This window comes from Vibrio sp. 1069, from assembly GCF_033340555.1.
In genome coordinates this window covers 1-19,178 of record NZ_JAWOWP010000033.1, presented here as the reverse complement: position 1 = coordinate 19,178, position 19,178 = coordinate 1, and the positions used below count along the sequence as shown (strand labels likewise).

Below are 19,178 nucleotides of genomic sequence, written 5' to 3'. Positions count from 1 at the left end.
GGAGCGACACACGAGGTTCGAACTCGTGACCTCAACCTTGGCAAGGTTGCGCTCTACCAACTGAGCTAGTGTCGCATCAACAACGTTTCCGCTGTTTAGGGCTGCGAATTATAAGAGCATTTTTTTGTGATGCAAGTCCTTCCTTCAAAAAAACTTTATTTTTTTACTGAACGACGAAAAAGCAATCAAAAGCGATATAAATTACAACAATTTGGATCGCAACCTTAACAGTTAAATCTTGAAAATAGTACCTCGATAGTACTTAAGTTCTGCGATGGACTCACGAATGTCGTCCAAGGCCAAATGTGTTCCCTGTTTTGTGAACCCATTTAGCACCTCAGGTTGCCAGCGACGTGCTAGTTCTTTAAGAGTACTAACGTCAACATATCGGTAATGGAAGAACTCTTCCAACTCAGGCATATGCTTGTATAAAAAGCGACGATCCTGCCCAATGCTGTTACCACATATTGGCGACGCCCCTTTTGGCACCCATTTTTCTAAAAATTCAATGGTTTGTGCGACTGCGTCTTGTTCTGAGATTTGACTGTTTCGAACGCGCTCAACCAAACCGCTTGCCGTATGCGTATTAGTACACCAGTCGTCCATTTTCGCCAGTTCTTCTTCCGGCTGATGAATCGCTAACACTGGACCTTCAGCCAAAATATTTAGTTCGCTATCCGTGACAATAGAAGCAATTTCGATGATTTTGTGCGTTTCAGGATCAAGCCCTGTCATCTCTAAATCAACCCAAATTAGGTTTTGATCGCTAAAGGACATGGTTACGCCGCCTATTTGTTTATCGATAAAAGAGGTACTATACCTCAAAATACGAGAAACACGATACTCATACACGGAGCCAAGAGTACGGCTCAACCATTTGAGTAAATTCACATAAAGTACAGAATTGTGGCAAAGAAGAAAAAGTTAACCAAAGGTCAGGTGCGACGCGTACGTAGCAACCAACAAAAGCGTTTGAAGAAGCAAGAAGAGTCCATCCAGTGGGATGAAAACATGCTAGGCGCCAGCAAGCAAGGTCTCGTGATCACTCGTTTTGGTCAGCACGCGGACATTGAAGACCTTGAAACAGGCGAAATTCAACGCTGTAACCTCCGCCGTGGTATTGAGTCTCTAGTATCTGGCGATCGTGTTTTATGGCGCGAAGGATTGGAGTCTATGGCGGGCATCTCTGGTGTTGTTGAAGCGGTAGAACCTCGCTCTTCAGTGCTCACTCGTCCAGATTATTACGATGGCCTAAAACCCGTTGCAGCCAATATTGATCAAATGGTCATTGTCTCTTCGGTATTACCAGAGCTATCGCTAAATATTATTGACCGCTATCTCGTTGCATCAGAAACACTGAATATTGCGCCATTGTTGGTCTTAAATAAGGTAGACCTTCTAGAAGCCGATGATCGTGCAATGTATGAAGAATGGCTCAAAGAATATGAACGTATTGGCTATAAAGTGCTTCTGGTCAGCAAGAAGTCTGGAGAAGGCATCGCTGAACTAGAAACCCTGCTGCGTGACCGAATTAATATCTTTGTTGGTCAATCAGGCGTAGGGAAATCCAGCTTAGTCAACGCGTTAATGCCGGAACTAGAGAGCGAAGTGGAAGAAGGCGAAGTCTCTGAGAACTCTGGCTTGGGCCAACACACCACGACGGCTGCACGTTTATACCACATTCCAACGGGTGGCGATTTGATCGACTCACCTGGAGTACGTGAATTTGGTCTTTGGCATTTGGAAGCAGAAGAAGTAACAAAAGCATTCGTTGAATTTCGACCATATTTAGGTGGTTGCAAGTTCCGAGATTGTAAACACAATGATGACCCAGGCTGCCTTCTACGTGAAGCTGTCGAGAACGGGGAAATTAACGAAACTCGCTTTGAAAACTATCATCGCATTTTGGAAAGCATGGTTGAAAATAAAGCAAATCGTCAGTATTCACGTAATAAAAAAGCCGATCTGTAATTGAGTTAAGGCTGTAACTGTGTAAAAAGTCTTCACCTAATACTGACAAGCAAATTAAATTTCAGTAACATCACGCGCCCTAAAGCGCGAATCTAACAGAAGTATCGGAATTAAAGATGGACAAGTTTAAAGTTGGACTGCAGTACTGGATCCCACAACACGGCCTCACTCGCCTAATGGGTAAACTGGCTTCAGCAAAAGCTGGCGGTCTAACAACAGCAGTTATTCGTTGGTTTATCAAACAATACAATGTGAATATGGATGAGGCAAAGCACTCAGATCCTAAGCATTTTAAAACGTTCAACGAGTTTTTCGTTCGTGAGCTAAAAGAAGGCGCACGCCCAATTTCTGAAGGCGAAAACGTCATCACTCATCCAGCCGACGCTTGTGTTAGCCAGTTTGGCCCTATTGAAGATGGTCAACTTATCCAAGCAAAAGGTCATCACTTCTCAGCACAAGAATTGCTGGGCGGTGACGCGAATTTAGCTGACGAATTTAAAGATGGTTCTTTTGCAACATTGTACCTATCTCCGCGCGATTACCACCGTGTACACATGCCATGTGACGGCACTCTGCGCCAAATGATTTACGTACCAGGTGACCTGTTCTCAGTAAACCCTCTGACAGCAGAAAACGTACCGAACCTATTTGCACGTAACGAGCGTGTGGTGTGTATCTTCGATACTGAGTTTGGTCCAATGGCACAGGTGCTTGTTGGTGCGACAATTGTTGGTAGCATTGAGCAAGTATGGGCTGGCACGATCACTCCGCCTCGTGGAAACACTGTCTACAAATGGGATTACCCAGCAGAGGGTGACAAGGCCGTGATCTTGAAAAAAGGCGAAGAGATGGGCCGCTTCAAACTGGGTTCTACTGTTATTAACCTGTTTGCCAAAGACGCGATTGAGTTTGACGCAAGCATGGAAAACGGTAAGCCAACCGTTATGGGCACACCTTACGCCTTGAAAAAATAAGCAAAACTCCGTTAAAGAGCCCTTTATTAAGGGCTCTTTTTATTGATAAAAAGCAAAACTCCGTTCGAAATTTAGCCTCTATTTCTCAAACTCATACCTGCCTCTAAGACCCTCATTCCACAATCAATTATCCTGCGCTTAGAATGAATATTTAGAGGGGCAGCCAATGCCAAAGATGAGTGTAAACACGTTGGCGAAATTGCTGGTGTGCTTTTTAATTCCGCTCGGTGTTTTGATGATGCCGATAGATGCTATTCCTATTGACGATCTCACTTTAATTCAGCATCGCCTGTTAGCTATTTTTCTTCTTGCTGCCCTACTTTGGGTTCTCGAGCCGGTTCCCGTTTTTGCTACGTCCATTCTTATTATCGCTCTTGAACTGATCATGATATCGGATAAAGGTTTGCATCTATTTCGCAATCCACCAGCGGGGCATGATTTAGGAGAGTTAATTGCTTACACCGATATTTTCTCGGCCTTCTCTTCACCGATCATTATTCTTTTTATGGGTGGTTTTGCTCTTGCGATTGCGGCTTCCAAATACGAGCTCGACAACAACCTCGCCCGAGTACTATTAAAACCATTCGGCACCCAACCTAAGTTCATCATGCTGGGCTTGATGTTAATTACCGCCGTTTTTTCAATGTTTATGTCCAATACTGCCACGACTGTGATGATGCTAGCCCTGCTTGGCCCCATCGTCGCTTCAGCACCTAAAGGGGATTTAGGCATTAAAGCACTGGTGTTGTGTATTCCAATTGCCGCGAATACAGGCGGCATTGCGACTCCGATAGGCACGCCACCTAATGCGATAGCGCTTCAATATCTCACTGGAGAAAACGCGATAGACTTCCTATCGTGGATGACAATGGGTCTACCATTTGTGTTGGTACAACTCACTGTAGCTTGGTTCTTGTTGCAAAAGCTGTTTCCGTCTAGCGAACCAGAAATGAAACTAAAGCTAGATGGTACATTCAAAAGGAGCTGGCGTGCGATCGTCGTCTACATCACTTTTGCACTAACCATTTTGCTTTGGATGACAACGAAAGTGCATGGCATGAATACATATGTTGTCGCGATTATCCCACTAGCAGTGTTCACGTTAACGGGCATTATGGGAAAAGAAGAGCTCAAGCTGATTAACTGGGATGTTTTATGGCTAGTTGCCGGTGGTATAGCAATTGGCATTGCCTTAGACAAAACGGGCTTAGCCGAAGCATTAGCGCACGCCATTGATTACAGCCTGCTATCACCATTTGCCGTTGTTTTAGCCCTATCGGTAGTGTGCTGGTTAATGGCGAACTTTATGTCTAATACCGCAACGGCAAACTTATTGATGCCTATTGCTGCCGCTATTGGTACATCCATGCCAAGCCTTATTGCGGTTGGTGGCCTACAAGGTTTATTGGTTGTCGTCGCCTTCTCCGCATCACTTGGCATGATCTTACCGGTTTCCACACCACCAAACTCTTTGGCTTATTCAACAGGCCTCATCGAGAGCAAAGACATGGCGAAAGTAGGCCTGATTCTCGGTTTGATTGGTCTACTTATCGTGTATGGCGCAGTTTTGGTACTGTTTTAATCGAAGAGCTCCATGAAAAAGCGTGTTGTCATGGAGCTGCTCTCCAGCTACTGCCCTTACAGAGCGGCTTTTACATCCCATAAATTTCGTGCATATTAAGACTCCTCTACTCTACAAGGACGTCGACACATCATGGGTTACGAATGGCTTGCTTTATGCGCCGCTTTTCTGTGGGCAGTTTCTAGCCTAATTTCGGTCATTCCTGCACAACACCTAGGCGCTTTTTCTTACAGCCGCTGGCGCATGGGCTGTACGGCCGTGATCTTATCAACTATGGCCTGGATAACTGGCGGCTGGTTAACGGTTTCTTGGGAACATGTAACGCCAATGATGGCCTCAGGACTGATTGGTATTTTTATTGGCGATACCGCTCTATTCGCGTGTTTGAATCGTATGGGGCCAAGACAAGCCGGGTTACTCTTCTCTTGCCACGCCGTGTTCTCTGCCATCTTGGGCTACTTCTTATTTAGCGAAGTCATGACCACAATAGAACTACTGGGCGCATCATTGGTATTTAGCGGCGTGGTGATGGCGATATTCTTTGGCCGAAGAGGTCAAGTGAATAACGTCTTGGAAGACATTAAAGGTAACATCTGGGTAGGTATTGGACTTGGCTTAACCGCAGCAATGTGCCAAGCATTGGGAGGCATTATCGCCAAGCCAGTAATGCAAACCAGTATTGACCCAGTTGCGGCTTCTGCTATTCGAATGATCAGTGCCTTTTTCGCCCACAGCATGTTGTTAGTTCTAGGGGTCAAAGTCGCTCGCTCGACGCAACACATTACTTGGCGCGTATTTGGTATTACTGCCCTTAATGGTTTCTTGGCGATGGCCGTCGGCATGACGCTAATCTTATACGCACTGCAAGAAGGAAATGTAGGTATGGTTGCACTTCTATCTTCAACCACGCCAATTATGTTGCTACCACTGCTCTGGATTTACACTAAACGCCGACCAAACCGATTTGCATGGTTGGGCGCAGCCCTAGCTGTGATTGGTGCTGGCATTTTGGTTCAGTAACCTTACAGACCAGCCCTTACTGCCAGATACAAAAAAGCCCGAGTTTAAACTCGGGCTTTTGTCATTCGGAGCCGTTAGTTAATTATTTAACTAGTACTTCACCCGTCATTTCTGCTGGGATTTCTAGACCAGCTAGAGAAAGCATGGTTGGTGCAAGGTCAGACAGTTTACCGCCTTCTTTGAATTCAACCGCTTTGTCACCTACATAGATTAGAGGTACTGGTAGGTTAGTATGAGCAGTGTGGATGCCGCCAGTTTCAGGGTCGATCATCATTTCTGCGTTACCGTGGTCCGCAGTGATCAATAGTTGACCGCCAACTTCTTTGATTGCTTCAACCACTTTACCCACACTTTCATCTAGAGCTTCGATTGCTTTCTCAGCCGCTTCATAAACGCCAGTGTGACCAACCATATCTGCGTTCGGGTAGTTACAGATGATGGTATCGAACTTACCAGACTTGATAGCCGCAACCATCTTATCTGTTAGTTCTGGAGAGCTCATTTCAGGCTGCATGTCGTACGTTGCAACTTTTGGTGAAGCAACCAATTGACGCTCTTCGCCTTCAAATTCGTTCTCAACACCACCGTTGAAGAAGAAAGTCACGTGTGCGTATTTCTCTGTTTCAGAGATACGTAGCTGAGTTTGACCTTGTTTAGATAGCCACTCACCGTAAGTGTTTTCTAGAGACGCAGGTGGGAATGCGATAGCTAGAGGGATATCAGCCGCGTATTGAGTCAGCATCACAAAGTTGATTGCTGGGAATACTGCACGCTCAAAGCCGTCAAACGCAGGAACGAATGCACGAGTGATTTGACGTGCACGGTCAGCACGGTAGTTCATGAAGATAACCGCATCACCATCTTGCATGATTGCGTCTTCTTGACCTTCCGCTTTGATAGCTGTTGCTTTAACGAATTCGTCGTTTTCTTCACGAGCGTAAGCCGCTTCTAGACCTGCAACTGCCGTTTCTGCTGTGAACTCAGCTTTAGCTTGAGTTAGAAGATCGTAAGCAACTTGGACGCGATCCCAGTTGTTGTCACGGTCCATTGCGTAGTAACGACCTACTAGAGAAGCAACGCGGCCTTTACCTAGTTTCGCAAATAGGTCTTGGAAACGTTGTAGTGAGTTTTCAGCACTACGTGGTGGTGTGTCACGGCCGTCTAGGAAGCAGTGTAGGTAGATTTTCTCTGCGCCACGCGCCGCTGCCATTTCAACTGCAGCGTAAATGTGGTCTTCGTGAGAGTGAACACCGCCTGGAGACATCAGGCCCATGATGTGTACTGCTTTTTCAGCTTTCACAGCAGAGTCGATTGCTTCAACTAGCGCAGGCGTTTGTTCGAACTCACCATCAGCAATTGATTTAGTGATACGAGTCAGGTCTTGGTATACAACGCGGCCTGCACCAATGTTAGTGTGACCAACTTCAGAGTTACCCATTTGACCATCAGGAAGGCCAACATCCATGCCTGAAGCAGAGATTAATGTGTGTGGGTTATTCGCAATCAGAGCATCCATTACTGGTGTTTTCGCATTCGCAATTGCGTTACTTGCTGTGTCTTCACGGTAACCGTAACCGTCAAGGATAACTAGAGCCAGTGGCTTCTTAGCTGACATAGTGATGACCTCATCAAATTTAAGTAACTTTTGGCGTAGGGCCTCGCTGCCCTATCTAACCTTGAAACAAAACTAGCGTAATTTTACTACACTTTTTAACCAAAACTGTAGGTTAAGATCAAATAATGTTTGCGATTTATTGTTGCTATCTTACAAGTTAAGCGAACAACGAGTCAGTGCCGACAATCGTGTTCCACAAGCATAGTCATTTCTAATACGCTTTGTACACCCCAGTCTAAGTTCGGTTTTCTTACGCTTCTCATTCTTATTTTTGCACTTGAAACAGCGCTAATTTAAAGCAACATCAAACAAGATGGGTTAATACCTATTGTTCTCTTTTCTCAGTAAAACAGAAGTCACTTAAACCGATAAGTCCAATAGGCAAAAGCAATCAAGCTACCAGAGCGAAATGTACGGATAGTAAGGGCATAAAGGGTTTATAGAGATCTCAATTATTCGTTAGAAAATTTTAACCCTCTCGCCTAAGAGCCGTAACCTCGCTATACTCCTGCTTTATTTTTCCGCCAACAGCGTAAGAGCTCAAGACATGCAAGAGTACATTGAATTTTTCCAACAGAACATGATTCTATCTTTGGTTTGGGTAGGTCTTCTTGTCGCCTTTATCATGAACATCGTGAAGTCAGCGACAGCCGCATACAAAGAAATCAACGTAAACCAACTGACTCATCTTATGAACCGTGAAAACGGCGTTGTAGTGGATATCCGTACCAAGGACGAGTTCAAAAAAGGTCATATCACCGACTCACTTCACATTTTACCGTCAGACATCAAAGCGGGTAACTTGGGTAGCCTTGAAAACCACAAATCAGACCCAATCATTGTGGTATGCAAGACAGGACAGACCGCTCAAGAAAGCGCAAACCTATTAGTAAAAGCTGGCTTCGAAAAAGTGAGCCTACTAAAAAATGGTTTGATTGCGTGGAACGAAGCGAACCTGCCGTTAGTTCGCGGTAAAAAGTAGGAACGTGGCAAGAACGAAAGTTCGCGTTTAAACGCGCTTTTACCAAGCCTCGCGGACAAAAAACTGAGCAAATTGAAAGCAGTTGGAGCACTAAGTTGTGACGCTTTGCACGTAATACACGCTTCATCTAGTCAAGGTAGATTGGCTCAGTTAGTCTCAGGACATACCAGTTTTCTGAGCTTAGACGTTTCTAGGCTCAACAAATATTGATTTAAGGATTAAAAAATGGCTGAAGCAGCACCTCAAGACGCACAACAAAACTTCGCAATTCAACGCATCTTCCTAAAAGACGTTTCTTTTGAAGCGCCGAACTCTCCAGTAATTTTCCAGAAAGAGTGGAACCCAGACGTTAAACTAGACCTAGACACTCAAAGCCGTGAGCTTGGTGAAGGCGTTTACGAAGTTGTTCTACGTCTAACCGTTACTGTGAAGAACGAAGAAGAGACTGCGTTCCTATGTGAAGTTCAACAAGGTGGTATCTTCACTGCTGAACAAATGGAAGCTGGTCAACTTGCACATTGCCTAGGCGCATTCTGCCCGAACATCCTATTCCCATACGCTCGTGAAACTATCTCAAGCCTAGTCGTTAAAGGTACGTTCCCTCAACTGAACCTAGCGCCAGTAAACTTTGACGCGCTATTCATGAACTACCTACAACAGCAAGCTCAACAAGGCGAAGCTGAAGCGTAATTCACGTTTTATAAGTGACGAATAGCCACAGTGCTGACGTCACCGACTCAAATAAAATGCACAGAGCGTCTACCATCCGATGCAATGTGCATTTTTTATTTCTGACAAAAGTTCCTAGTTCCTAATCGCCAGAAGGCGTAAAATTTGACGATTAGGAACTAGATTCTACTAGTAGCAAGACAATTAGGCGGTAGCATGACACAAGCAAATACAAACAATGCTTACGGTAAAGACATCGCAATGACTGTGATTGGCGCAGGCTCATACGGCACCTCTTTGGCAATCTCACTCGCTCGTAACGGCGCGAACGTTGTCCTTTGGGGACACGAGCCAGAGCACATGGCTCGCCTAGAAGCAGACCGAGCTAACCATGCCTTCTTACCAGGTGTTGATTTCCCTGAAAGCTTGATCATTGAATCGGATTTAGAAAAAGCCGTTCAAGCAAGCCGAGATTTGTTGGTTGTGGTTCCAAGCCATGTCTTTGGCATCGTGCTAAACAGCTGTAAACCATTCTTGCGCGAAGACTCTCGCATCTGTTGGGCAACCAAAGGGCTTGAACCTGAAACGGGGCGCCTGCTGAAAGACGTCGCTTATGACATTATCGGTGAAAACTACTCACTAGCAGTATTGTCTGGCCCAACGTTTGCGAAAGAGCTCGCAATGGGTATGCCGACTGCAATCTCTGTTGCGTCTCCAGATTCTGAATTTGTTGCGGATCTACAAGAAAAAATCCACTGTAGCAAAACCTTCCGCGTATACGCCAATAGTGACTTTATTGGTATGCAATTGGGCGGCGCTGTGAAAAACGTTATTGCGATTGGTGCGGGTATGTCTGATGGTATCGGTTTTGGCGCCAATGCTCGTACCGCATTAATTACTCGTGGCTTAGCTGAAATGAGTCGCCTTGGTTCTGCGCTGGGTGCACAGCCAGAAACCTTTATGGGCATGGCGGGTTTAGGCGATCTTGTCCTGACATGTACCGATAACCAATCACGTAACCGACGCTTTGGCTTGGCATTAGGCCAAGGTAAAGACGTTGATACGGCTCAAGAAGAAATTGGTCAAGTGGTTGAAGGTTACCGCAATACAAAAGAAGTATGGCTACTTTCTCAACGTATGGGTGTTGAGATGCCGATAGTTGATCAAATTTATCAAGTATTGTATCAAGGAAAAGATGCGCGCTTAGCAGCGCAAGATTTACTTGCTCGTGACAAAAAAGCCGAAGGAAAGTAGCAATCTACCGCCCTTTGCAGCTCATCTGAGAAAAATTGAAGTTGTCGGGTCACGGAAGAACCACTCTGGATATTGAGAATGAAACACTGCGAAAAACAAAAAGTCTGGAACAAAATTGTCTCAGAAGCCCGTGAAATGTCAGAACAAGAGCCTATGCTGGCAAGCTTCTATCATGCCACCATTATCAAGCATGAAAGTTTGTGTGCCGCTCTGAGTTATATTCTGGCTAACAAATTGAACACCGCTTCCATGCCAGCGATGGCTGTGCGTGAAGTGGTTGAAGAAGCCTTTGCGGCTGATCCAACCATCACTGACGGCGCGGCTTGTGATATTTGTGCCACGGTCAATCGCGACCCTGCTGTTTCAATGTACTCAATGCCATTGCTGTACCTAAAAGGCTATCACGCACTGCAAGGCTACCGAGTAGCAAACTGGCTGTGGAAGCAAGGTCGTCACGCTCTTGCGACTTACCTACAAAATCAGATTTCGGTAGCATGTCAGGTCGATATCCACCCTGCAGCGCGCATTGGTAGTGGTATCATGCTCGACCATGCAACAGGCATCGTGATTGGTGAAACTGCCGTGGTCGAAAACGACGTGTCTATACTGCAAGATGTCACCCTTGGTGGTACTGGTAAAGAATGCGGTGATCGTCACCCGAAAATTCGCGAGGGTGTGATGATCGGAGCTGGTGCAAAGATTCTTGGCAATATCGAAGTCGGTGAAGGCGCGAAAATCGGATCTTGCTCTGTGGTATTGCAAGCCGTGCCTCCTCACACAACGGTGGCTGGCGTGCCTGCAAAAATCGTCGGACGTCCAAAAACGGACAAACCCTCTCTCGATATGGATCAAGGCTTTAACGGCAAGTCGCAAAGCTTTATCCATGGAGATGGTATTTAATCGTCAACAAACCTTTTTGACAACAACGTGGTAGGTAACTCTCAAGTGCGAAAACAAAATCACCCTGTTCTACGCTCGGCTATTTTATTAACTTGTGCTTTATCTGCCACTTATCCCATTACCTCCTCTGCTGTGAGTCAGCAAGAGCTCAAAGGCGTATCCAGTGAGATAAGCCGTCAGCGCAAATCGCTCTCTTCCCAAGAAAAGCAGCTCAATGAGTTACAGAAATCACTAAAAGATCAAGAGCTTGGTATTTCTAAGCTTGAGCGTGAAATACGACAAACCAAGTCTAACCTCGCACAAGCAGACAAAAACATAGAAAACCTGGAAGAGAAAATTGCCTTGCAAGAAGCACAGCGTCAAGAGCAAGAAGAAGAACTCAAACAGCTGCTGCAAACGTATTACGTAACCGAGCGAGCGAAGGCCAATGGTCACTTGTTAAATCAAGGTGTGGAAGAAGACCGCATGAGCCAATACTTCCAGCATTTAGCTAAAGCACGTGCTGAAGTAATTGATGCGATCACCAAAATAACCCAAGAATTAGCGCACAACAAAAACCAGCTCGAGCTAGAAAAAGAGCAAATCGAGACTCTGCTCAAGCAGCAATCCGAAAAACGTACAGCGCTAGCGAGTACACAATCCAAGCGTAAGCAAACCCTGAATAAAATTCAGAGCAGTATCAAGAATGACAAACGCTACTTAGCCGAGCTGCAACGCAACGAAACCCGTTTAAAAGCAGAGATCGCCAAAGCAGCGAAGCGTAATGCGGTGCCAATGGACGGACTCGGCAAACAGCGCGGTAAGTTGCCTTGGCCACTCAAAGGCAGTGTGTTACACAACTTTGGTACGCGACAAACTGGGCAGGTAAACTGGAAGGGCATGGTGTTGTCTGCCAACTATGGTCAACAAGTGAAAGCCGTTTATCCTGGTACTGTCGTATTTGCTGAGTATCTGCGCGGATACGGTTTAGTGGTACTGCTCGACCACGGAAAAGGTGACATGACCCTCTATGGTTACAACCAAGCGTTGACGAAAAAAGAAGGCGATCGAGTCACCGCAGGCGAAGTGATTGCTCTCGCGGGTGATACGGGTGGTCAAGACAGGCCATCGCTGTACTTTGAAATTCGTCGTAATAGTGAAGCGCAGAATCCGAAATCTTGGTTAAAACGCTGATTATCTGACTCATCGACTTATAATAAAAAAGGAACCACTCGGTTCCTTTTTTGTATTCATATTTTGGAAAATGCTATGCGTAGTAGGTTTCTACCGCATCAATAAAAGCACTTACATCATCTTTGCTTAAGGCATTGATGCCTGCCGCCGCTTCTCGGCCGCCACCAGTTGGAAACTGCCCACACACGGCAACGGCGCCTTGTTTGTTGTTCAACGGGGCGCGTAGAGAGACCGTGTAAGTGCCATCTGCATTTTCGGTGAGTACTGCATGAGCAGAATCTGGATTTTGATTTGCCAGCCAATTGCCATAAACACCACTGATTCGACGTGATGCGGCCGTGTTTGGTAGTTCGAACAGCTTCAGCTTACCGCTCTCATGCGTGGCAGGCACTGCCAGAGCGGCATCCATATCTTGTTGGTAAGCAGACTGCAGTTGGTAGTAAGGTGAGGTTTTATCTTCAATAGCGTCAAATGGCGACGCGTACTTCAGCAAAGCTTGGTACAAATCCGCAGGATGAAAGTGTAAATCTTCGACCTTCGATCCGTAGCCGTTGTAGTTAATTAAAGTACCCAGCTCTTTAAGCTGCTCTTTCTGTTGCTGCGACAAGCCCGCGTTATTCGCTAACTCATCGGCTTTAGCAATCATGTTATCGCCATAAGCCGCCGTAATCGCCCAGTCATGAAAACGCCCATCAAGCAACTTATCGACAATCAACGCCGTGCACATGTTGGCATCGAGATCGATGTGCGCATCCAAATTACCATGCTGAGGAATGTCGCCCGCTTTGTGATGATCGGCGTAAAAGACGTGCGCGCCTTGAGCCAAAGCTTGCTCTAGACCTGCCATGTTCTTTTCCATCGAAATGTCTAACACAGTCAGCTCATCACCCGCTTGCACGTCTACTTTTTCCACCAGCTTGATGTCGCGCTTTACACCGGTTATTAACTGGGCATCGACAGGATCAGCCAAACGTAATTGTAGAAGAGCAATGATGCCATCAGCATCACCATTAAAAATGTCGTAATTCATGGGGCGATAGTTCCTTTATCGAGAATCTTATCCCTGCAAGGGTTTTTAGCGTATGGGACTATTGTGCGTGGCATATTTGACAAGTCAACTCGAGCCACGACTCGAAAATGAGAGTGACTCTCGAAATATTAAGCAGCTTGACGTTTAACTGTGTAGATTGCTAACCGCATCTTCTAATAACAGTAGCTGCTCTAAGCCCTGCTCAGTTGCTAATGGCTTAACGACATTAAGCATCTGCAACATCCCTTGCTTCACCACTTGCTCGGTAATGTTGGTTTTTGAAGCCATCGCGGATTGATATGCCAACCAACTACACGCAATCAAGTGCAATGTACATACCAATGACTTCAACTGTTGTTGATCGACATTCAACAGCTTCATCGTTACGAACTCTTGCATAATAGCAATGAGGTTCGCTTGCAGCTTCTCTTGCACATCGATGTACTGTTCGTGTAGCTGTTCATCTCGTGACAAGATTTCTGGTAAGTTTGCGTAGAAAAAGCGGTATTTCCACATCAAGGTAAAAATAGAGTCTAGGTAGCTCTTCAGCATAGTCAGGCTCTCTTGCGAACCTTGAATAGGGGTAAATCTTTCTAAAAGTTCTGCTGAATAAAGCGCAAAGATCTCACGAACGATTTCTTGCTTATTGCGGAAGTGGTAATACAGATTACCAGGGCTAATTTCGATGTGATCGGCAATGTGATTGGTGGTGATGTTTCGCTCACCATGTTGGTTGAACAACTCCAGTGCCGCGTAGACGATTTTGTCGCGCGTTTTCATTGTTATCGTGTTCCCTCTTCATTAACGAATCGAGTATAGCGACTTCACCAACCTAGGTCGATAGAGGCTCCAAATACGGTAACATAACAGACCAGTTAAGATGCCAGTTGAGTTGGCGACAAGGTCTAACCAAGAAGTTTGTCGCCCTACATACCCTTGCAACCACTCAATAACGGCGCTGAATAGCAAAATACTAATCGCCACCGCCCAACGTTGACGCCAACGCCACACACAAAAACAACCTAAAAACGCAAAGCCGCTATACGCCATAGCGTGCTGCATTTTGTCGAGATACGCGATATTGCCCCAGTCTTGCAGTTCACCTGAACTCAGAGATAAAAAAGCGATCAATATGGCGTAGCTAAAAATGACGAAACGTGCAGCCGTCAGGTTCATTGGACGTCCTTATGCAATTGGAAATGGAAAGGCCGTCACTTGATCAATGTGGTCACAGCCTAGCGCCAGCATGATCAAACGCTCGATACCCAACGCGACCCCTGCACAATCTGGCAACCCTGCTTCCAGTGCAGAGATCAGATGATAATCGATCGGCTGTGGTTTTAAACCCATTTCGATACGCTTTGCGTTATCTTGTTCAAAGCGCGCTAATTGCTCTTTCGGGTTATCCAGTTCATGAAATCCGTTCGCCAGCTCTATCCCCTTAAAGTACACTTCAAAACGATCCGCGACGCGATGATCTTGAGGATTGATTTTCGCAAGCGCCGCCTGTGATGCAGGGAAGTCGTACACAAAAGCCGGCACGTCCTGACCAATTTTGTTTTCTACTCCCACGCTAAATAGTAGTTGCAGCAGCGTATCGCGATCTTCTTCAGGCTCAGCAATGTCACTCAAACCCAGCTTGCTTGCCGCCGCTTTCAGCTCAGTCATCGAGCCTTCCAGTGGACACACACCCAACACATCAATGAAGGCTTGCTGATACGTCATGCGATGCGCGGCGCCACACTTCAATACCAGCTGCAACAGGTCATCCATTTCATCCATCAATTTATGATGGTCAAAGCCAACGCGATACCACTCCAACATCGTGAATTCAGGGTTGTGGTAGCGACCATTCTCTTCATTACGAAATGCTTTGTTGATTTGATAAATACAACCGCTGCCCGCAGCCAAAAGGCGCTTCATATGGAACTCTGGGCTGGTCATAAAAAACAGCTTACTGCCATCGGCATAGCCTGGGCCAACAAACTCGGTTTGGAAAGTATGCAAATGAATGTCAGTCACGGTTGCGTGACTCATGGCTGGCGTATCGACTTCCATCACCTGTCGGTCAGCGAAGAATTGTCGAATCGACGCGATTAACGTCGCACGTTGACGAAGTTGGTCAATGGAAGCAGTAGGTTGCCAGTTGGTTTGCATAACAAGTCTCTCAAACTTTAATTCAGCGAGGAAAGTCTCATTCTACATGCTTTTTACTCTTCAAGAAGAGAGGAATATCCCTTCTTCTTTTTACTAATGTGCTCGCAAATTTGAGGCAAGCATTACTCGTGCCGCAGAACAAAAAACACTCAGTTAAAATCCTATTATCCATGCGGTTAATGTCACGCAACACGGGTTTAACATCCCTAATGTTAATGCTTGAGGGCCAAAACCTCGATGCCGTGATAGCAGTCACATAACCTATAAATTCTATGCCCTTAAGTGCATTACCGAAGCAAAAACCCAATTACATCAATTTTTCTGCCATGTGGCTCATCTACACTAACCCTACTACTTTTGGGGAGTTCTTTTTAAGGAGCGCCTCGTAATGACAATAACAAGCGGATTTCCGCAATCACACACTGGAGGATAACTGTGCAAATTATCACCACAGATATCGCAGTCATCGGCGCAGGCGGCGCTGGTCTTCGTACTGCTATTGCAGCGGCTGAAGCAAACCCAGACTTAGAAGTCGCTCTGATTTCTAAAGTTTATCCAATGCGCTCCCACACGGTCGCTGCAGAGGGTGGCTCAGCAGCAGTTATCAAGGATGAAGATAGCTTAGACAACCACTTCAACGACACTGTTGGCGGTGGTGACTGGCTATGTGAACAGGATGTTGTTGAATACTTTGTAGAGAACGCGACTCGCGAAATGATCCAAATGGAGCAATGGGGTTGCCCATGGAGTCGTAAAGAGAACGGTGAAGTCAACGTACGCCGCTTTGGTGGTATGAAGGTTGAACGTACTTGGTTCGCTGCAGACAAAACTGGCTTCCACATGCTTCATACGCTATTCCAGACATCAATGAAGTACAGCAACATCAAACGTTTTGATGAGTACTTTGTGGTGGATCTGCTTGTTGATGAAGGCGAAGTTCAAGGTCTGATTGCTATTCACATGTCTGAAGGCGAGCTTGTTACTATCAAAGCAAAATCGGTTGTTCTAGCAACAGGTGGCGCGGGCCGTGTTTACCACTGTAACACCAACGGCGGTATCGTAACGGGCGATGGTATGGCAATGGCTTACCGTCACGGCGTTCCTCTACGTGATATGGAATTCGTTCAATACCACCCAACCGGTCTTCCAGGCACAGGTATCCTGATGACGGAAGGTTGTCGTGGTGAAGGCGGTATCATCGTTAACAAGAATGGCTACCGTTACCTACAAGATTACGGCATGGGCCCTGAAACTCCAGTTGGCCAACCGAAGAACAAATACATGGAACTGGGTCCTCGTGACAAAGTTTCTCAAGCTTTCTGGCACGAACAACAGAAAGGCAACACCATCAAACACCCACTGGGTGACGTGGTGCACCTAGACCTTCGCCACCTTGGTGAAGAGTACCTACAAGAACGTCTACCGTTCATCTGTGAGCTAGCAAAAGCTTATGTAAACGTGGACCCTGCAAAAGAGCCAATTCCAATTCGTCCAACCGTTCACTACACGATGGGTGGTATTGAAACGGACGGCGGTTGTGAAACTCGCATTAAAGGCCTATTCGCGGTGGGTGAATGTGCGTCTGTTGGTCTTCACGGTGCAAACCGTCTAGGTTCTAACTCACTGGCTGAATTCGTAGTATTTGGCCGCGTAGCTGGTGAAAACGCAGTGAAACGTGCGGCAGAATTCAAAGGCTGGAACGACGCGGCAATTGACGCGCAAGTCAAAGCGGTTGAAGAACGCATCGCTAACCTAATGAACCAAGAAGGCGACGAAAACTGGGCAGAAATCCGCACGGAAATGGGTCACACCATGGAAGCGGGTTGTGGTATCTACCGCCAAGAAGATTTGATGCAAGCGACTATCGACAAGATCACTGAGTTGAAAGAACGCTACAAACGCATCAGCATCAAAGACAAAGGTAAAGTGTTCAACACTGACCTTCTGTACGCCATTGAAGTAGGCTACGGCCTAGAAGTCGCAGAAGCGATGGTTCACTCTGCGATTCTGCGTAAAGAATCTCGCGGTGCGCACCAACGTCTAGACGACGGTTGTACAGAACGTGATGACGTGAACTTCCTAAAACACTCACTTGCTTTCTACAAGCCAGAGTCAGCACCAAGTATCGATTACAGCAATGTGACCATCACTAAGTCACAACCAAAAGCTCGTCTATACGGTGAAGCAGCAGAAAAAGCCGCGGCTGAAGAGAAGAACGCAGAGGAGCAAGCATAATGTCAGCAAATCGCATTCAAAAAGTAGACATCCTGCGTTACGACCCAGAAAAAGATGCAGAACCATACAAGCAAACATTCGAAGTCCCATTCGATGAAACCATGTCTGTACTTGACGCACTTGGTTACATCAAAGACCACCTAGACAAAGATCTGTCTTACCGTTGGTCTTGCCGTATGGCGATCTGTGGTTCTTGCGGCATCATGGTGAACAACGTACCGAAACTTGCTTGTAAGAGCTTCCTACGTGACTACCCAGACGGTGTGACTATCGAGCCTCTAGCGAACTTCCCAATCGAGAAAGACTTGATTGTTGATATGACGCCATTCATCGAGCGCCTAGAAGCAATCAAACCATACATCATTGGTAACGATCGTAAACCAGAAGACGGTACGAACTTGCAAACGCCAGAACAGATGGCGAAATACAAGCAATTCGCTGGCTGTATCAACTGTGGTCTGTGCTATGCAGCATGTCCTCAGTTTGGTCTTAACCCAGATTTCATCGGTCCTGCTGCACTAACGCTAGCCCACCGCTACAACCTAGACAGCCGTGACAACGGTAAAGATGAGCGCATGAAGCTTATCAACGGTGAAAACGGTGCTTGGGGTTGTACGTTTGTTGGTTACTGTTCTGAAGTTTGTCCGAAGAACGTTGACCCAGCAGCGGCAGTAAACCAAGGCAAAGTGGAGTCTTCTATGGACTTCGTGATTGCTATGTTGAAACCTGATGGTTCACCAAAGAAAGTGGAGGCATAAGGATGAGCAATCGTAAACCTTACGTTCGTGAAGTAAAACGCACTTGGTGGAAGAACCATCCTTTCTACCGCTTCTACATGCTACGCGAAGCTACGGTGCTTCCGTTAATCCTATTCACTCTGTTCCTAACTTTCGGTTTAGGTTGCTTGGTGAAAGGTCCTGAAGCATGGCAAGGTTGGTTAGCATTCATGGCGAACCCAATCGTAGTCGCAATCAACATCGTTGCACTACTCGGTAGCCTATTCCACGCTCAAACTTTCTTCAGCATGATGCCACAAGTAATGCCAATTCGTTTGAAAGGCAAACCAGTGGACAAGAAGATCATCGTATTGACTCAGTGGGCCGCTGTTGCGTTTATCTCACTGATCGTTCTCATCGTGGTGTAAGGAGCTGAGCAATGAAACCGAATTATAGTGTAAACACATCACCAAAACGTTCTGATGAGCCAATCTGGTGGGGTCTGTTTGGCGCAGGTGGTACTTGGTTCGCGATGATCACGCCAATCACCGTTCTTGTGCTAGGTATCTTGGTCCCACTAGGCGTGATTGACGCAGAAGCGATGAGCTACGAGCGTGTCTCTGCCTTCGCAACCAGCATCATCGGTGCGCTATTCATCATTGGCACGCTAGCATTGCCAATGTGGCATGCAATGCACCGTGTACACCACGGCATGCACGACCTTAAATTCCACACTGGTGTGATTGGTAAAATTGCATGCTATGCATTTGCAGGCCTCATCACTGCACTAGCAGTTATCTTTATCTTCATGATTTAAGAGACTGTGACCCGTCCTGATATGGGTTGACACTTTTTAACTAAAACGCTCGATGTACTTCATCGGGCGTTTTGTATTTTAAA

General features: G+C 46.2%; 19 protein-coding genes and 1 tRNA gene. 13 read left to right on the top strand and 7 right to left on the bottom strand.

The window, feature by feature from the left end; translation table 11 throughout:
* Nucleotides 1–2: 2 nt before the first annotated feature.
* Nucleotides 3–75: transfer RNA gene (locus R7040_RS23695), tRNA-Gly, on the bottom strand.
* 156 nt (nucleotides 76–231) lie between these two features.
* Nucleotides 232–777, bottom strand: coding sequence for an oligoribonuclease (gene orn, locus R7040_RS23690; protein WP_017635574.1), 546 nt, complete (start codon nucleotides 775–777; stop codon nucleotides 232–234).
* A 129-nt stretch (nucleotides 778–906) separates the two neighbouring features.
* Here orn and rsgA point away from each other — a divergent pair, with 129 nt between their 5' ends.
* The 4 genes from rsgA to R7040_RS23670 all read left to right on the top strand — a co-directional run bounded on the left by rsgA (nucleotide 907) and on the right by R7040_RS23670 (nucleotide 5,547).
* Nucleotides 907–1,971, top strand: a complete 1,065-nt coding sequence (gene rsgA / locus R7040_RS23685; protein WP_025768798.1) for a small ribosomal subunit biogenesis GTPase RsgA — start codon at nucleotides 907–909, stop codon at nucleotides 1,969–1,971.
* Between the two features lie 116 nt (nucleotides 1,972–2,087).
* Nucleotides 2,088–2,945: an archaetidylserine decarboxylase gene (asd, locus tag R7040_RS23680; protein ID WP_005381465.1), complete on the top strand. Its 858-nt coding sequence runs from the start codon at nucleotides 2,088–2,090 to the stop codon at nucleotides 2,943–2,945.
* A gap of 166 nt (nucleotides 2,946–3,111) precedes the next feature.
* The gene (locus tag R7040_RS23675) at nucleotides 3,112–4,527 is read left to right on the top strand and encodes an SLC13 family permease (protein WP_104975656.1); all 1,416 of its coding nucleotides are present in this window, start codon (nucleotides 3,112–3,114) and stop codon (nucleotides 4,525–4,527) included.
* Between the two features lie 132 nt (nucleotides 4,528–4,659).
* The gene (locus R7040_RS23670; protein ID WP_005381469.1) at nucleotides 4,660–5,547 is read left to right on the top strand and encodes a DMT family transporter; all 888 of its coding nucleotides are present in this window, start codon (nucleotides 4,660–4,662) and stop codon (nucleotides 5,545–5,547) included.
* An 82-nt stretch (nucleotides 5,548–5,629) separates the two neighbouring features.
* Here R7040_RS23670 and gpmM read toward each other — a convergent pair whose 3' ends face one another.
* Complete coding sequence (gpmM, locus tag R7040_RS23665; RefSeq protein ID WP_005381471.1) at nucleotides 5,630–7,162, bottom strand: 2,3-bisphosphoglycerate-independent phosphoglycerate mutase; 1,533 nt, start codon at nucleotides 7,160–7,162, stop codon at nucleotides 5,630–5,632.
* Between the two features lie 547 nt (nucleotides 7,163–7,709).
* Here gpmM and R7040_RS23660 point away from each other — a divergent pair.
* The 5 genes from R7040_RS23660 (at nucleotide 7,710) to R7040_RS23640 (ending at nucleotide 12,140) form a co-directional block, all read left to right on the top strand.
* Entirely contained in the window at nucleotides 7,710–8,144 is a 435-nt protein-coding gene (locus R7040_RS23660) for a rhodanese-like domain-containing protein (RefSeq protein ID WP_005381472.1), read from the top strand.
* A 225-nt stretch (nucleotides 8,145–8,369) separates the two neighbouring features.
* A complete protein-coding gene (gene secB, locus R7040_RS23655; RefSeq protein WP_005386410.1) occupies nucleotides 8,370–8,834 on the top strand; it encodes a protein-export chaperone SecB in 465 nt (154 codons plus the stop codon).
* A 195-nt stretch (nucleotides 8,835–9,029) separates the two neighbouring features.
* The gene (gpsA, locus tag R7040_RS23650; RefSeq protein ID WP_054577183.1) at nucleotides 9,030–10,067 is read left to right on the top strand and encodes an NAD(P)H-dependent glycerol-3-phosphate dehydrogenase; all 1,038 of its coding nucleotides are present in this window, start codon (nucleotides 9,030–9,032) and stop codon (nucleotides 10,065–10,067) included.
* A 78-nt stretch (nucleotides 10,068–10,145) separates the two neighbouring features.
* A complete protein-coding gene (gene cysE / locus R7040_RS23645; RefSeq protein ID WP_005381475.1) occupies nucleotides 10,146–10,967 on the top strand; it encodes a serine O-acetyltransferase in 822 nt (273 codons plus the stop codon).
* Nucleotides 10,968–10,994: 27 nt separating this feature from the next.
* Nucleotides 10,995–12,140, top strand: coding sequence for a murein hydrolase activator EnvC family protein (locus tag R7040_RS23640; protein ID WP_005381476.1), 1,146 nt, complete (start codon nucleotides 10,995–10,997; stop codon nucleotides 12,138–12,140).
* 73 nt (nucleotides 12,141–12,213) lie between these two features.
* On the opposite strand, the gene R7040_RS23635 is transcribed toward R7040_RS23640, so the two are convergent.
* The 4 genes from R7040_RS23635 to epmA form a co-directional block, all read right to left on the bottom strand.
* Nucleotides 12,214–13,170: a DHH family phosphoesterase gene (locus R7040_RS23635; protein WP_170897538.1), complete on the bottom strand. Its 957-nt coding sequence runs from the start codon at nucleotides 13,168–13,170 to the stop codon at nucleotides 12,214–12,216.
* A gap of 144 nt (nucleotides 13,171–13,314) precedes the next feature.
* Nucleotides 13,315–13,950: a TetR/AcrR family transcriptional regulator gene (locus R7040_RS23630; protein WP_054701982.1), complete on the bottom strand. Its 636-nt coding sequence runs from the start codon at nucleotides 13,948–13,950 to the stop codon at nucleotides 13,315–13,317.
* 21 nt (nucleotides 13,951–13,971) lie between these two features.
* Entirely contained in the window at nucleotides 13,972–14,346 is a 375-nt protein-coding gene (locus tag R7040_RS23625) for a VanZ family protein (RefSeq protein WP_017635567.1), read from the bottom strand.
* A 9-nt stretch (nucleotides 14,347–14,355) separates the two neighbouring features.
* Complete coding sequence (epmA, locus tag R7040_RS23620) at nucleotides 14,356–15,327, bottom strand: elongation factor P--(R)-beta-lysine ligase (protein WP_318081610.1); 972 nt, start codon at nucleotides 15,325–15,327, stop codon at nucleotides 14,356–14,358.
* Nucleotides 15,328–15,762: 435 nt separating this feature from the next.
* On the opposite strand from epmA, the gene frdA reads away from it, so the two are divergent.
* Genes frdA through frdD form a run of 4 tightly spaced genes read left to right on the top strand, consistent with a single transcriptional unit; the run spans nucleotide 15,763 to nucleotide 19,095 of the window.
* Nucleotides 15,763–17,562: a fumarate reductase (quinol) flavoprotein subunit gene (frdA, locus tag R7040_RS23615; RefSeq protein ID WP_115386347.1), complete on the top strand. Its 1,800-nt coding sequence runs from the start codon at nucleotides 15,763–15,765 to the stop codon at nucleotides 17,560–17,562.
* Nucleotides 17,562–18,320 carry a succinate dehydrogenase/fumarate reductase iron-sulfur subunit gene (locus R7040_RS23610; RefSeq protein ID WP_318097222.1) on the top strand — a complete coding sequence of 253 codons (759 nt, stop codon included), beginning with the start codon at nucleotides 17,562–17,564 and terminating at the stop codon, nucleotides 18,318–18,320. The genes frdA and R7040_RS23610 overlap by 1 nt, the downstream gene beginning before the upstream one ends.
* A 2-nt stretch (nucleotides 18,321–18,322) precedes the next feature.
* A complete protein-coding gene (frdC, locus tag R7040_RS23605; RefSeq protein WP_005381491.1) occupies nucleotides 18,323–18,706 on the top strand; it encodes a fumarate reductase subunit FrdC in 384 nt (127 codons plus the stop codon).
* Between the two features lie 11 nt (nucleotides 18,707–18,717).
* The gene (frdD, locus tag R7040_RS23600) at nucleotides 18,718–19,095 is read left to right on the top strand and encodes a fumarate reductase subunit FrdD (RefSeq protein WP_005381493.1); all 378 of its coding nucleotides are present in this window, start codon (nucleotides 18,718–18,720) and stop codon (nucleotides 19,093–19,095) included.
* Nucleotides 19,096–19,178 lie beyond the last annotated feature (83 nt).

Excerpts from the sequence above, each read along its gene's own strand:
- epmA (WP_318081610.1), bottom strand. The coding sequence starts at position 15,327 with ATGCAAACCAACTGGCAACCTACTGCTTCCATTGACCAACTTCGTCAA.
- R7040_RS23675 (WP_104975656.1), top strand. The coding sequence starts at position 3,112 with ATGCCAAAGATGAGTGTAAACACGTTGGCGAAATTGCTGGTGTGCTTT.
- frdC (WP_005381491.1), top strand. The coding sequence starts at position 18,323 with ATGAGCAATCGTAAACCTTACGTTCGTGAAGTAAAACGCACTTGGTGG.
- orn (WP_017635574.1), bottom strand. The coding sequence starts at position 777 with ATGTCCTTTAGCGATCAAAACCTAATTTGGGTTGATTTAGAGATGACA.
- R7040_RS23625 (WP_017635567.1), bottom strand. The coding sequence starts at position 14,346 with ATGAACCTGACGGCTGCACGTTTCGTCATTTTTAGCTACGCCATATTG.
- R7040_RS23635 (WP_170897538.1), bottom strand. The coding sequence starts at position 13,170 with ATGAATTACGACATTTTTAATGGTGATGCTGATGGCATCATTGCTCTT.
- gpmM (WP_005381471.1), bottom strand. The coding sequence starts at position 7,162 with ATGTCAGCTAAGAAGCCACTGGCTCTAGTTATCCTTGACGGTTACGGT.
- asd (WP_005381465.1), top strand. The coding sequence starts at position 2,088 with ATGGACAAGTTTAAAGTTGGACTGCAGTACTGGATCCCACAACACGGC.
- gpsA (WP_054577183.1), top strand. The coding sequence starts at position 9,030 with ATGACACAAGCAAATACAAACAATGCTTACGGTAAAGACATCGCAATG.
- R7040_RS23660 (WP_005381472.1), top strand. The coding sequence starts at position 7,710 with ATGCAAGAGTACATTGAATTTTTCCAACAGAACATGATTCTATCTTTG.
- cysE (WP_005381475.1), top strand. The coding sequence starts at position 10,146 with ATGAAACACTGCGAAAAACAAAAAGTCTGGAACAAAATTGTCTCAGAA.
- secB (WP_005386410.1), top strand. The coding sequence starts at position 8,370 with ATGGCTGAAGCAGCACCTCAAGACGCACAACAAAACTTCGCAATTCAA.
- R7040_RS23610 (WP_318097222.1), top strand. The coding sequence starts at position 17,562 with ATGTCAGCAAATCGCATTCAAAAAGTAGACATCCTGCGTTACGACCCA.
- R7040_RS23630 (WP_054701982.1), bottom strand. The coding sequence starts at position 13,950 with ATGAAAACGCGCGACAAAATCGTCTACGCGGCACTGGAGTTGTTCAAC.
- R7040_RS23670 (WP_005381469.1), top strand. The coding sequence starts at position 4,660 with ATGGGTTACGAATGGCTTGCTTTATGCGCCGCTTTTCTGTGGGCAGTT.
- frdD (WP_005381493.1), top strand. The coding sequence starts at position 18,718 with ATGAAACCGAATTATAGTGTAAACACATCACCAAAACGTTCTGATGAG.